At 62.9% G+C, this 13989-nt stretch carries 11 protein-coding genes; 9 read left to right on the top strand and 2 right to left on the bottom strand.

Annotation, left to right across the window (positions count from 1 at the left end):
- Positions 1-180: 180 nt before the first annotated feature.
- On the top strand, positions 181-789 hold the full coding sequence (locus L6D80_RS18225; RefSeq protein WP_054902993.1) for a cysteine dioxygenase family protein: 609 nt from the start codon (positions 181-183) through the stop codon (positions 787-789).
- On the top strand, positions 786-2372 hold the full coding sequence (locus L6D80_RS18230) for a rhodanese-related sulfurtransferase (protein WP_176516588.1): 1587 nt from the start codon (positions 786-788) through the stop codon (positions 2370-2372). The genes L6D80_RS18225 and L6D80_RS18230 overlap by 4 nt, the downstream gene beginning before the upstream one ends.
- A 45-nt stretch (positions 2373-2417) precedes the next feature.
- Here the strand turns inward: L6D80_RS18230 and L6D80_RS18235 are convergent, their stop codons facing one another.
- On the bottom strand, positions 2418-2633 hold the full coding sequence (locus L6D80_RS18235) for a hypothetical protein (RefSeq protein ID WP_054902995.1): 216 nt from the start codon (positions 2631-2633) through the stop codon (positions 2418-2420).
- A 118-nt stretch (positions 2634-2751) separates the two neighbouring features.
- On the opposite strand from L6D80_RS18235, the gene mexE reads away from it, so the two are divergent.
- From mexE to L6D80_RS18260, 5 genes are all read left to right on the top strand, one after another.
- The gene (mexE, locus tag L6D80_RS18240) at positions 2752-3993 is read left to right on the top strand and encodes a multidrug efflux RND transporter periplasmic adaptor subunit MexE (protein ID WP_054902996.1); all 1242 of its coding nucleotides are present in this window, start codon (positions 2752-2754) and stop codon (positions 3991-3993) included.
- Between the two features lie 12 nt (positions 3994-4005).
- The gene (locus tag L6D80_RS18245; RefSeq protein WP_054902997.1) at positions 4006-7185 is read left to right on the top strand and encodes an efflux RND transporter permease subunit; all 3180 of its coding nucleotides are present in this window, start codon (positions 4006-4008) and stop codon (positions 7183-7185) included.
- Positions 7182-8597, top strand: a complete 1416-nt coding sequence (locus L6D80_RS18250; RefSeq protein ID WP_176516586.1) for an efflux transporter outer membrane subunit — start codon at positions 7182-7184, stop codon at positions 8595-8597. The genes L6D80_RS18245 and L6D80_RS18250 overlap by 4 nt, the downstream gene beginning before the upstream one ends.
- A 244-nt stretch (positions 8598-8841) precedes the next feature.
- Positions 8842-9897, top strand: coding sequence for a tetratricopeptide repeat protein (locus L6D80_RS18255; protein WP_176516585.1), 1056 nt, complete (start codon positions 8842-8844; stop codon positions 9895-9897).
- Between the two features lie 96 nt (positions 9898-9993).
- Positions 9994-11598: a response regulator gene (locus L6D80_RS18260; protein WP_176516583.1), complete on the top strand. Its 1605-nt coding sequence runs from the start codon at positions 9994-9996 to the stop codon at positions 11596-11598.
- Between the two features lie 6 nt (positions 11599-11604).
- Here L6D80_RS18260 and L6D80_RS18265 read toward each other — a convergent pair whose 3' ends face one another.
- The gene (locus L6D80_RS18265) at positions 11605-12060 is read right to left on the bottom strand and encodes a hypothetical protein (protein WP_054903001.1); all 456 of its coding nucleotides are present in this window, start codon (positions 12058-12060) and stop codon (positions 11605-11607) included.
- Between the two features lie 305 nt (positions 12061-12365).
- On the opposite strand from L6D80_RS18265, the gene L6D80_RS18270 reads away from it, so the two are divergent.
- The gene (locus tag L6D80_RS18270; protein WP_054903002.1) at positions 12366-13049 is read left to right on the top strand and encodes a type 1 glutamine amidotransferase domain-containing protein; all 684 of its coding nucleotides are present in this window, start codon (positions 12366-12368) and stop codon (positions 13047-13049) included.
- A 134-nt stretch (positions 13050-13183) separates the two neighbouring features.
- Positions 13184-13987: a CSS-motif domain-containing protein gene (locus L6D80_RS18275; RefSeq protein ID WP_176516580.1), complete on the top strand. Its 804-nt coding sequence runs from the start codon at positions 13184-13186 to the stop codon at positions 13985-13987.
- The last annotated feature ends 2 nt before the right edge of the window (positions 13988-13989 follow it).

Genomic DNA, 13989 nt, shown 5'->3' on the forward strand with positions numbered 1-13989 from the left:
AAAACGGGGTGTGAAATGCGCTTTAGGCATAACCTCATGCCTTCGACATGCGCCGATTTCAAAACATAATGGGCCGCCTGCAAATGCATTTTTTGCATCTTAGCTTATACACAAATTGAATTTTGAGAATATTAATAGGCTTTGCTAGGGTTACACCAAACCGTCAGCCGAGCCCGAACCATGAGCCACCCCTTGCGCCACGAGCGCCTGCGCCATTTCATCGGCGCCCTCAGCGACCTGCTCGATCGGGAAACCGACGAGGCCACCCTCCTCGACCAGGGTGAAGCCTTGCTGCGCAGCCTGGTCGCCCACGATGACTGGCTGCCCGACGAACTGGCCCAGCCAGACCCGAACCGTTACCAGCAGTACCTGTTGCACTGTGACTCGCGCCAGCGTTTTTCCGTGGTCAGTTTCGTCTGGGGGCCAGGCCAGCAAACCCCCATCCACGACCACCGCGTCTGGGGCCTGATCGGCATGCTGCGCGGCGCAGAATATTCCCAAGGCTTTGCCGTTACCGAACAGGGGGCGCTGGTGCCTGCGGGCGCGCCGGTGCGTATCGATCCAGGGCATGTGGAAGCCGTGTCACCGCGCATCGGCGACATCCATCAGGTCAGCAATGCGTTTGCTGATCAGGTGTCGATCAGCATCCACGTCTATGGCGCCAACATCGGCGCGGTCAGCCGCGCCGTGTTCCTGCCCGACGGCACGCAGAAGCCATTCATTTCCGGTTATTCCAATACCCATTTGCCCAACATCTGGGACTTGTCCAAAGAGAACCCTGCACCATGAGCACTGTCACCACACGTACCTACCATGACATCCGCCAGGCCTTGCTGGGCAGTGAGGAACTGGCCCTGATCGACGTTCGCGAAGAGGACCCGTTCGCCCAGGAACACCCACTGTTCGCGGCCAATATTGCGCTGTCGAAACTGGAGCTGGAGGTGTACGCCCGGATACCACGGCGCGATACCGCCATCACCGTCTACGATGCAGGCGAAGGCTTGGCCGCTGTAGCGGCTGAACGCTTGCTGGCCCTGGGTTACAGCGATGTAGCGCTGCTCGAAGGTGGGCTGGAGGGCTGGCGCAGCGCCGGCGGCGAGCTGTTCCGCGATGTCAACGTGCCAAGCAAGGCGTTCGGCGAGTTGCTCGAGAGCGTGCGCCACACGCCCTCGCTGGCCGCCGAACAGGTGCAGGCGCTGCTCGATGCCAAGGCCGATGTGGTGGTGCTCGACGCCAGGCGATTCGACGAATACCAGACCATGAGCATCCCGGGGGGCATCAGCGTACCGGGTGCCGAGCTGGTACTGCGGGTGGCGGAGCTGGCGCCCAACCCGACTACCCAGGTGATCGTCAACTGTGCCGGGCGCACCCGCAGCATCATCGGCACCCAGTCACTGGTCAACGCTGGCATCCCCAACCCGGTGGCCGCGCTGCGCAACGGTACTATCGGCTGGACGCTGGCCGGGCAACAACTGGCCCATGGGCAGGACAGGCAGTTCGCTGCCGTGAGCGACGCTACCCGGGCCGATGCCGCGGCACGGGCGCGCAAGGTGGCGGACCAGGCGGGTGTGTCGCGGCTGGACCGCGAAGCCCTGGCTGCCTGGCAGGCCGACACCGGCCGCACGACCTACCTGTTCGACGTTCGCACCCCGGAGGAATACGCCAAGGGGCACTTGCCCAACAGCCGCTCGGTGCCGGGCGGGCAACTGGTCCAGGAGACCGATCACGTTGCCAGCGTACGCGGGGCACGCATCGCGCTGGTGGATGACGACGGTGCGCGAGCCAACATGAGCGCCTCGTGGCTGGCCCAGATGGGCTGGCAGGTGGCGGTGGTGGATGGCCTTTCGGCTGCCGACTTCAGCCAGGCCGGCGAATGGCAGGCACCGCTGCCCGCGTTGCCGCAGGTAACGGAAATCGGCGTGGGGCAACTGCGCGACTGGCAGCAAGCGCCTGGCACCGTTGTGCTGGACTTCACTGCCAGCGCCAACTACGTAAAACGCCATATCCCCGGTGCCCATTGGGCCATTCGGGCCCAGTTACCCCAGGCGCTGGAGCGCCTGCCGGTGGCCGAACGCTATGTGTTGACCTGCGGCAGCAGCCTGTTGGCACGGTTTGCGGCGGCTGACCTGCAGACGCTGACGCAAACCCCGGTGTACGTGCTCGAAGGCGGCACGGCCCGGTGGATAGCGGCTGGCGAGCCCGTGGAGGCGGGCGAAACGCACCTGGCGGCGGCGCGCACTGACCGTTATCGTCGGCCTTACGAGGGAACGGACAACCCGCGTGAAGCCATGCAGGGTTACCTGGACTGGGAGTTCGGTCTGATTGCGCAACTGGAGCGCGATGGCACCCATGGGTTCCGCGTATTGAGCTGAGGGTACAGGGCCGCAGTGCGGCCCTTTTTCAGCGCCTGGCCGCGCCTACAGCTTCACTGCGCGACTTTGCTGCACCCGCCGCATCACCGCCCCCACCAGTACGACGTTGACCAACGCCAGCAGGCACAACGTCAGCAGTACCCCCATCGCACCAAAGTGCTCGAACAGATAGCCGCCTATCACCGGTGTCAACGCCTGCCCGATCAGCGAAGGCCGCGACATGCGCCCCATCAGCACCCGGCACCCTACCATGCCTGCCATCGATGAAATATCCCGACATATCATTGCGCGTGATAATAACCTTCGCTCCGTTCGATTCGTGCGTCGCGCGCAAGGCACTCACACTCCGCCCACTACTAATACATTGGCGGAGTTCTCCATGGATCACTCACTCAAACCCTTGCGCTTTCCCCTCGCTGCCCTGGCAGTGGTGGTGCTCAGCGCTTGTGGCCGCACCCCCGACGCCGTGCAAGCTCCCGCCGCGCCCAAGGTCAGCGTCGCCAAGGTCATCGAGCAGCCGATCAACGAATGGGACGAGTTCACCGGCCGCCTCGAAGCACCGGAAACCGTCGAAATACGCCCACGGGTGTCCGGCCAGATTGACCTGGTCGGCTTCACCGAAGGTGCCCAGGTCAAGAAAGGCGACCTGCTGTTCCAGATCGACCCGCGCCCGTTCCAGGCTGAGGTGCGCCGCCTCGAAGCGCAGTTGCAACAGGCCAAGGCCACTGCCGTGCGCAGCGCCAACGAAGCCCGCCGCGGCGAGCGCCTGCGTGACAGCAACGCCATTTCCGCCGAGCTGGCCGAATCGCGCAGCAGCGCTGCTGCCGAAGCCCGCGCCGGCGTCGATGCCATCCAGGCCCAGCTCGATCTGGCCCGCCTGAACCTCAGCTTCACCCGCGTGACTGCGCCCATCAGCGGCCGCGTCAGCCGTGCCGAGTACACCGCCGGCAACATCGTCACCGCCGACGTCACGCCACTGACCAGCGTGGTCTCCACCGACAAGGTCTACGCCTACTTCGACGCCGACGAGCGCGTGTACCTCAAGTACACCCAGCTGGCACGCGAAGGCCAGCGCGGTCAGACCACCCCGGTCTACCTGGGCCTGACCAACGAAACCGGCAACCCGCACCTGGGCCAGATGAACTTCGTCGACAACCAGGTCAACCCGCGTACCGGCACCATCCGTGGCCGCGCCGTGTTCGACAACCGTGATGGCCAGTTCACCCCAGGCCTGTATGCACGCCTGAAGCTGGTCGGCAGCGCACAGTACGACGCCATGCTGATCAACGACGAAGCCGTGGGCACTGACCTTGGCAAGAAGTTCGTGCTGGTCATGGACAAGGACAACAAGGCGACCTACCGCGCCGTGGAGCTGGGGCCCAAGCTCGAAGGCCTGCGTATCGTGCGCAGTGGCCTGGCCAAAGACGATCGCATCGTGGTCAAGGGCCTGCAGCGCGTGCGCCCCGGTTCGCCCGTCACGCCGGAAGAAACACCAATGGCCAGCGAGCAGACCCTCGCCGCGCTCGCCCAGCAGCGCCAGGCCCTGGAAGCCAGCAACAGCGTGCGCAACGTAGCGGGCTCCACTGAGAAAGTCGCCAGCGCCCAGGCGCCACGCGGTTAAGGGATCACACCGATGAACTTTTCGAAATTCTTCATTACCCGGCCGATCTTCGCCGCGGTGCTGTCGTTGGTGCTGCTGATCGCCGGTTCGATCGCGCTGTTCCAGCTGCCGATCAGCGAATACCCGGAAGTGGTGCCCCCCACCGTGGTGGTGCGCGCCAACTTCCCCGGTGCCAACCCCAAGGTCATCGGCGAAACCGTCGCCGCGCCGCTGGAGCAGGCCATCACGGGTGTCGAGAACATGCTGTACATGTCCTCGCAATCCACCGCCGATGGCAAGCTGACCCTGACCATCACCTTCGCCCTGGGTACCGACCTGGACAACGCGCAGGTGCAGGTACAGAACCGGGTCACCCGCACCCAGCCCAAGCTGCCGGAGGAAGTGACGCGCATCGGTATCACCGTCGACAAGGCATCGCCCGACCTGACCATGGTGGTGCACCTGACCTCGCCGGACAACCGTTACGACATGCTCTACCTGTCCAACTACGCCATCCTCAACATCAAGGATGAGCTGGCGCGCCTGGGCGGCGTGGGCGACGTGCAACTGTTCGGCATGGGCGACTACTCACTGCGGGTGTGGCTCGACCCGAACAAAACCGCTTCGCGCAACCTGACCGCCAGTGATGTGGTGGCCGCCATTCGCGAGCAGAACCGCCAGGTCGCTGCCGGCCAGTTGGGCGCCCCGCCCGCCCCCGGCTCGACCAGCTTCCAGCTGTCGATCAACACTCAAGGCCGCCTGGTCAACGAGGAAGAGTTCGAGAACATCATCATCCGTGCCGGTGCCGATGGCGAGATCACACGCCTCAAGGACATTGCCCGGGTCGAACTCGGTTCCAGCCAGTACGCCCTGCGCTCGCTGCTGAACAACCAGCCGGCCGTGGCCCTGCCGATCTTCCAGCGCCCAGGCTCCAATGCCATCGAGATTTCCGACGAAGTACGGGCGAAGATGGCCGAACTGAAGAAGGACTTCCCCGAGGGCATGGACTACAGCATCGTCTATGACCCGACCATCTTCGTACGCGGTTCCATCGAGGCGGTGGTGCACACCTTGTTCGAAGCGCTGGTGCTGGTGGTGCTGGTGGTGATCCTGTTCCTGCAGACCTGGCGCGCCTCGATCATTCCGCTGCTGGCCGTGCCGGTGTCGCTGATCGGTACCTTTGCCGTGATGCACCTGTTTGGCTTCTCGCTCAACGCCCTGTCGCTGTTCGGGCTGGTATTGGCCATCGGCATCGTGGTGGACGACGCCATCGTTGTGGTGGAGAACGTCGAACGTAATATCGGGCTGGGCCTTCCCCCGCTGGAAGCCACGCAAAAGGCCATGAGCGAGGTGACCGGGCCGATCATCGCCACCGCCCTGGTACTGTGCGCGGTGTTCGTTCCTGCCGCGTTCATTTCTGGTCTTACCGGGCAGTTCTACAAGCAGTTCGCCCTGACCATTGCCATCTCGACCGTGATCTCGGCGTTCAACTCGCTGACCCTGTCGCCAGCCTTGGCCGCGGTGCTGCTCAAGGATCACCATGCACCCAAGGACCGTTTCTCGCGGTTCCTGGAGAAACTGCTGGGCAGCTGGCTGTTCGCGCCGTTCAACCGTTTCTTCGACCGCGCGAGCCACCGCTACGTTGGCGGCGTGCGTCGGGTCATCCGCTCCAGCGGTATCGCCCTGTTCGTGTATGCCGGGCTGATGGGCCTGACCTACCTGGGCTTCTCGTCCACCCCAACCGGTTTCGTGCCGGCCCAGGACAAGCAGTACCTGGTAGCCTTCGCCCAACTGCCTGATGCGGCGAGCCTCGACCGTACCGAGGCGGTGATCAAGCGCATGAGCGAAATCGCCTTGAAGCAACCCGGCGTTGCCGATTCGGTTGCCTTCCCGGGCCTGTCGATCAACGGTTTCACCAACAGCCCCAACAGCGGCATCGTGTTCACCCCGCTCAAGCCGTTCAATGAGCGCAAAGACCCAAGCCAGTCGGCAGCGGCCATTGCGGCCGCGCTGAACGCCCAGTTCGCCGACATCCAGGATGCCTACATCGCGATCTTCCCACCGCCGCCGGTACAGGGCCTGGGCACCATCGGCGGCTTCCGCCTGCAGATCGAGGACCGCGGCAACCTGGGCTACGAAGCGCTGTACAAGGAAACCCAGAACATCATCGCCAAGAGCCACAACGTGCCGGAACTGGCGGGCCTGTTCACCAGCTACCAGGTCAACGTGCCGCAGGTCGATGCCGCCATCGATCGGGAGAAGGCCAAGACCCATGGCGTGGCGATTACCGACATCTTCGACACCCTGCAGGTCTACCTGGGCTCGCTGTACACCAACGACTTCAACCGCTTTGGCCGTACCTATCAGGTCAATGTCCAGGCAGAACAGCAGTTCCGCCTCGACGCCGAGCAGATCGGCCAGTTGAAGGTGCGCAACAACCTGGGCGAGATGATCCCGCTGGCGACCTTCCTCAAGGTCAGCGATACCTCCGGGCCGGATCGCGTGATGCACTACAACGGCTTCATCACCGCGGAAATCAACGGTGCGGCCGCCCCTGGCTACAGCTCCGGCCAGGCCGAAGCCGCCATCGAGAAACTGCTGAAAGAGGAACTGCCCAACGGCATGACCTTCGAGTGGACCGACCTGACCTATCAACAGATCCTTTCGGGCAATACTGCGCTGTTGGTGTTCCCGCTCTGCGTACTGCTGGCGTTCCTGGTGCTGGCTGCCCAGTACGAGAGCTGGAGCCTGCCGTTGGCGGTGATCCTGATCGTGCCGATGACGCTGCTGTCGGCCATCACTGGGGTGATCGTCTCGGGAGGTGACAACAACATCTTCACCCAGATCGGCCTGATCGTACTGGTGGGCCTGGCATGCAAGAACGCGATCCTGATCGTCGAGTTCGCCAAGGATGAGCAGGCCAAGGGCCTGGATCCGCTGGCTGCGGTACTGGAAGCCTGCCGCCTGCGTCTGCGCCCGATCCTGATGACCTCGATCGCCTTCATCATGGGTGTGGTACCGCTGGTGTTCTCCTCCGGCGCCGGCTCGGAAATGCGCCACGCCATGGGTGTCGCGGTGTTCTCGGGGATGATTGGCGTCACCGTGTTCGGGCTGTTCCTGACCCCGGTGTTCTTCTTCCTGATCCGCCGTTTCGTCGAACGTCGCCAGGCCCGCAAGGCCGAACGCGTTCAATCGCTGGAGAGCCATGCATGAACCTGCTCAAACCCCTGACCCCAAGCCTGCTGGCACTGGCCTTGGCGGCCTGCGCAGTAGGCCCGGACTACAAGACCCCGGACACTGAACCGGCGCGTCTGGACAGCGATGTGCAAGCCAAGGCCTTTGACCGCAGCCGTTTCGAAAGCGTGTGGTGGAAGCAGTTCGACGACCCGGTGCTGAACCAGTTGGTGCAGGCCTCACTGGAGGGCAACCGCGACCTGCGCGTGGCCTTTGCCAGGCTCAAGTCGGCACGGGCGATCCGCGATGATGCCGCCAACGACCAGTTGCCAGTGGTCACCAGCCGCGCCAGCAGCGAGATCGGCAAGGGCCAGATCCCCGGCCAGACCGAGCAGCGGGTCAACAGCGAGCGATACGACCTGGGCCTGGACATGGCCTGGGAGCTCGACTTGTTCGGCCGTATCCAGCGTCAGATCGAAGCCAGCGATGCCCAGGCCGCGGCAGCGCAGGCCGATTTGCAGCAACTGCAGGTCAGCCTGATCGCGGAACTGGTAGACGCCTATGGCCAACTGCGTGGTGCGCAGTTGCGTGAAAAGATCGCCGTCGCCAACCTCAAGACCCAGCAGGAGTCCCGCAACATCACCGTAACCCTGCGCGACGCCGGGGTTGGCAACGAACTGGACGTGGTGCGCGCCGATGCCCGTCTGGCCGGCGTCGAAGCCACCGTGCCACAGTTGCAAGCCGAACAGGCCCGCGCGCGCCATCGGATCGCGACACTGCTGGGCCAGCGCCCGGACGCGCTGACGGTGGACCTTTCGCCAAAAGCCCTGCCGGCCATCGCCAAGGCCCTGCCGGTGGGCGACCCCGGTGAGCTACTGCGCCGCCGCCCGGACATCCGCAGCGCCGAGCGCCAGCTGGCAGCCGCCACGGCCAATGTCGGCGTGGCAACGGCCGACCTGTTCCCACGGGTCAGCCTCAGCGGGTTCCTGGGCTTCACTGCCGCGCGCGGTTCGCAGATTGGCTCGTCCGCTGCCAACGCCTGGGGCCTGGGCCCGAGCATCACCTGGGCAGCGTTCGACCTGGGCAGCGTGCGTGCGCGTCTGCGCGGTGCCAAAGCCGATGCCGAAGGCGCCCTGGCCAACTACGAACAGCAGGTATTGCTGGCCCTTGAGGAATCGGCCAATGCCTTCAGCGACTACGACAAGACCCAGCAGCGACTGCTGTCGCTGATGCGCCAGAGCGATGCCAGCCGCAAAGCGGCAGACCTGGCCTCGGTGCGCTATCGCGAAGGTACGGTCGACTACCTGGTGCTGCTCGATGCGGAACGTGAACGGCTCAGCGCCGAAGATGCGCAGGCGCAGGGCGAGGTCGAGCTGTATCGCGGGATCGTCTCGATCTACAAGGCACTGGGCGGTGGCTGGCAGCCAGAAACAGTAGCCAGCACACGCTGATTCACCCGCTTTCAACGGCTCCTTTGGTTGGATCCTCCCCCAACCGTTTGCCCCGCAGGCCTCGGCCCGCGGGGCTTTTTTATGTGGCCAGGGCAGGCTCTGCCGTCGGTGTATTCCAGGCCCCGTGAAATGCCTTTACCCAGCCGCTTTGCCTGCAGCGGTGGCGCTGCGGGCACCTTAACGGTGCTTGCAGCCCACGGCGTTCTGCCCCAAGCTCTTTGTTCCCGCCGCCATGGACTACCCAATGCCCAGACGCCACCGCTACCTGATCGCTGTACTGCTGCTGATTCTGGTATCGATCGGTATCGTCTACTTGCGTCGGGACACCCAACCCACGCCGCCGACATTGCCTGCGCATAGCTACGCCAAGGCCTTGCGCCAGGCCCACGACGGCCAGCCAGGCGCCGCGCGGGTGCTCTACCAACAACTGCAACGCGACGACCTGCCCCCGATCCGTCGCGCAGCCCTGTACGAAGAGCTGCCCAATTACCCATCGCCCCAGGCACTGAAGCTGGCGCGTCTGGACCTGGAAAACGACGACCCGCTGGTGCGCCGCGCAGCCATCGCCAGCATCCGTCGCCTGCTGCCGGCATCACAGCGCAGCCTGGCGTTGGGGCCGCTACTGGATGATGACGAGCAAAGCGTACGCTTCGCTGCCGTGGATGCCTTGCTCGGCCTGGACCCCGACGCCATCGGCCTTTACTTCGGCCCTTTGCAGGCCGCCCTGGAGCAGTACCAGCAAGCCCTGGAGCAGCAACCTGACGACGCCGAGGCGCAAGTGCACCTGGCGCGGCTGTATTTGCACGAAAATGACTATGCCCAGGCCCAGGCTGCGCTGCAGCGCAGCCTTGCAGTGGCGCCGGACAGCCTTGACGCGCTGGCCACACAGGTGCGCCTGCTGGAGCGCCAGGGCCAGCATGACCCGTCCAGGCAAGTCCTGGGCAAGGCCTTGGCACTGCGCCCGGATTCGGCGTTTCTGCAGCATGAGCTCGGCCTTTGGCTGATCCGCCACGACCAGCGCGAGTATGCCCTGCTGGCCTTGTCACGCGCCGTGGAACTGGAGCCGGACAATGCCGATTATCGCTACACACTGGCGGTTACGCTGCATGACCTCGAACAGGCCGATGCCGCGCAGAAACAGCTTGAAACCCTGCTCAGCCGGCAACCGGCCAATCGCCGGGCACGGGTGCTGCTGATTCAGTACTGGAAAGAAACCGGCCAGTTGCAGAATGTGCAGGTTCTGCTCGCCGAGCTAGAGCGGCAAAACCCGGATGACCCTTTCCTGCAACAGGGGTTGTAGTTAGGTTGAACCCTGTACAAGTGCCCGTGGTCCAGTGGGTATCGGACCACTTATGGCATGGCCAAGCACCGGCAGTGCCCCTGAAGGAGAATCGCTTTGGCCAGCCCGCTGTCGCTGGACGAACGTGCCTTGATTCTGGCACCCCCGCAACTGGCCACGGACACTTCGAGGTTACTGGCCAGCGCGGGTATCGACTGCCTCTGCGCGGACGACATCGACAACCTGCAGGCCTACCTTACTGAAGGTGCAGGCATGGCGATCATAGCCCAGCATACCCTCGACAACAGCCCAAGTGCTGTGCTGCAAGGGTTCATCGACCAGCAACCAAGCTGGTCGGACCTGCCGATTGTGCTACTCACCCAGGCTTGCCCCTCGGCCGGCACACCGCCCGACCACCCCTTGGGTAACCTGACCTTGCTGGCCACACCCTTTGACGATGCACAGTTGCTGCAACTGATTCGGGTGGCGCTGCGCAACAGGCGCCGCCAGTATCGCGCGCGCGATCAAATGCTCGATCTGCAACACCGCCTGGAAGCTCGCAGCGAGGCGCAGCAGGCTGCCGAGCTGGCCGTGCAGCAGACCCGCAAAATGGAGGCAATCGGCCAATTGGCTGGCGGCGTGGCCCATGACTTCAATAATCTGCTGACCAGTATCGGCGGCAGCTTCGAGTTGATTGAGCGGCGCCTGAAACAAGGCCGTAGCCAAGGCCTGGAAGGCATCCTGCACATGGGGCAGGAAGCGGTGTCGCGTGCAGCGCGGCTCACTCATCGGTTGTTGGCGTTTTCTTCACGGCAATCGCTGCATAGCCAACGCATCGACCTGCATGCCTTGCTCCAGACACAGCGGCTCGGCGCGGCACACCAGCACGCCGTGGTCCTGCAACTGGACCTGCCGGCAAACCTCTGGCCGGTGGAGGCGGACGATGCGCAGTTGCAAGAGGCCGTCGACAACCTGCTGATCAACGCGTGCGAGGCCATGCCCAGCGGCGGGGTGCTGCGCATCGAAGCGTGTAATCGGCAGGTTCTGGCGCAACAGTTCGCTGACGCGGGCCTTGCCGAGGGTGAGTATGCTTGCCTGAGCATCATCGACAACGGCCAGGGCATGTCGCAAAGCACCCTTGAACATGCCTTCGACCCGTTCTTCAGCACCAAGCCGATCGGCCAGGGGGTCGGGCTGGGGCTCTCGATGGTGTACGGGTTCAGTAAGCAGTCCCAAGGTCATGTGGTGCTCAATAGCCGCATGGGCCAAGGGACGCGAGTGGACCTGTATCTGCCGCGCCACCTCGACAAGGCGCCCAAGCCAATGCCTGCGCCCTCACCCCGCCCGGCTGACCATGGCCGTAACGTGCTGTTGGTCGAAGATGACCCGCACGTACGGGAACTGTTATGCCAGGCGCTGCACGAAGACGGCTTTTCCTGTGCCAGCGTTACCAACGCCAGCGAAGCGCTGCAAGTTCTGCGTGCCGGCCAACCTGTCGACCTGCTGGTCACCGATGTGGGCCTGCCCGGTATGAATGGCCGCCAGCTCGCAGAAATCTCCCGCAACTTGCGCCCGCTGCTACCGGTCTTGTTCATAACCGGTTACGCCGAGACGGCGATGGCCCGAGAAGGCTTTCTTGCCCCAGGCATGCAATTGATCTGCAAGCCGTTCGAACTCAAGCACTTGAAGGCACAAATAGCAAAAATGCTCGACGAAGTTTAAGTCTCACTAAGCCCCGCCACCGTTGGCCAAGGTGGTCCCATCGCTCATGGTTCTTACCGCCGTATGCAGCATACCCGCCACTTCATGCTGCTCATTGAACAGGGGGGTGTAGCTGAAGAGGTACCACGCCGACGCTTCGGCATCCCCATGTTGGATCGCACGAGGGTTAGCCTCGAGCAGCCCGATACCGCTCTCCATTACCTTGAACACCTTTGGGCCGATGTCGCCCCAGGCCGTCTCCCACACCGTATCGAAGCGCTTGCCGAGGGCGTCGTCGCGGGCGTTCAGCAAGGCGGCATAGCCATCGTTATGGATCACGGTCATGTCCCCACCCCAGACTACGGCACTGGGAAAGGGGGAAAGGAGCATCATGTCCACGGCGATGCGCAACGAGGGCTGCCAATACGGCAGCGGCCCAAGTTCGGTTTTTCGCCAGTTGAAGGTGCTGATGCGTTGTACCATCGCCCCTTGCACTTTTGCCCGAACCGCCAACTCAACAGGTTGTATCGCAGGAATGGATGAAGCGCGGTATGCAAACACTATGCTGCCTCCATCATTAAGTGGATGAAGAAGCCTCGGCCTCATCATCTGCTGCAAGTTCGATTACTGCAATACCGAACGTTTGAATTAGCCCGCACTACTTAATACCCGCTAAATAGTAGCACAGCGCCATTGTGGCAGCGGTGCAAACCACAACTATGCTCATTAGGTTTCCCCCGGCATCATGCAGTGGCTTTCCCTCATTTGACACCAATGGGAGCGTGGTAATGAGCAAGAAGATGCTGGTGGTGCTGACCAACACAGCCAAATACCCGAGCCTGACCCGCGCCACCGGCCTGTGGCTGGGGGAAGCGGTGCATTTCGTCGATAAGGTGCAAAACGCCGGGTACACCGCTGATTACGTAAGCCCTGGCGGGGGTTACGTGCCGATCGACCCGCACAGCCTGCAAATGGCACCGGAACTGGACTGGCAATGGTATAACGACAAGTCGTTCATGAACCGCCTCGGTGCCTCACTGCCCCCCGGCAAGGTCAACGCGGCCGATTACTGCGCCATCTATTACGCTGGGGGCCACGGGGTGATGTGGGACTTCCCCGAAAACCAGCACCTACAGGAGCTGGCGCGCAAGATCTATGAACAGAACGGTGTCGTTGCCGCGGTATGCCACGGCGTAGTCGGCCTGCTGAACATCAAGCTCAGCGATAACCGCCTACTGCTCAAGGATCGTCAGATCACCGGCTTTTCCAACATTGAGGAAAAACTGGCCGAGCTTGAAAGTGCGGTGCCTTTCCTGACGGAAAACGAACTGCGCGCCCGCGGCGGCATTTACAGCAAGCATGAAGACCCCTGGAAACCGTTCGTGGTTTGCGATGACCGGGTTATCACCGGCCAAAACCCCGCCTCCACGGGCCTGTTGGCCGAGAAGGTACTTTCGGTACTGAGTTCGTGATCGGTCTTACGCCAAGGCGCTACCAATCCCAAGCTAAAAACGGCTACGGATTACAGTAGCGCCCCTGCTGGATACATAGGCTCTTCGTTCAACAGTCCATCACGGACGGCTTCGAACAGGAGGGCAGCAGGCCCATGGCAAAATTCAGGATTGGCACACGAAGAATGCTGGAGGTGTTGCTGACGCTGGTAATCAGCTTGGTGCCCGTCGTTTCAGGCCTGGCGGTCATGCTTTACCAGCAAGACAAGAAGCTTGAAGACAACGCACGTGTGTCAGTGCAGGAGGCCATCTTTTCCATCGACCTTGCACTGGACCGGTTGCGCGCAGCGGCCATCACAGCAATGCCTTTTGCCGGCAGCCCTTGCGAATCGGCCAAGGAGCACCTGCTCAAACAGGTTCAAGACATCCACTTCCTGCGTGCGCTGGCGGTGGCCACCGATGGCCAAACTTACTGCGACACCTTGGTTCCTGCCCTGGATACCGGCTCGCTGTTCGCGCACTCGCAATCTTCGGTAAAACTGATTTTCGATTCACCCGCTACCCCCAACGCAGTTCTGGTCGCCTACCAGCTTCGCGAAGGCGACGTGAGCGTCATTGCGACGACCTATGGCTTTGAACTGCGTAACGAGCTTCGTGGCTTTCAAGATGGCTTGACGTTGCTGCTGGAATTCGACGACCTGTACATCTGGGCAGATGGCGACAGCCGAGACCTTGCCCCACCCTCGCAAGCCGAGTTCTTCAAGACAGGCAAATCGAGCAAGTTCGGCTACACCGTCAAGGCTGGCTACGCAGAGGGTTTCACCGCCCAGGAAACGCAACAGGCACTGCGCCAGATCCTTCCGTCACTTTCCCTGGTGGGGATCATTACCGGTTCGATCGTCTTCTGGGGGGCGTTCAGGCAGCGTGGCAAGCGGGGTCGTACCGCCGTCGAGGGGTGACG

Source organism: Pseudomonas ceruminis, from assembly GCF_021602025.1.
GTDB lineage: Bacteria > Pseudomonadota > Gammaproteobacteria > Pseudomonadales > Pseudomonadaceae > Aquipseudomonas > Aquipseudomonas ceruminis.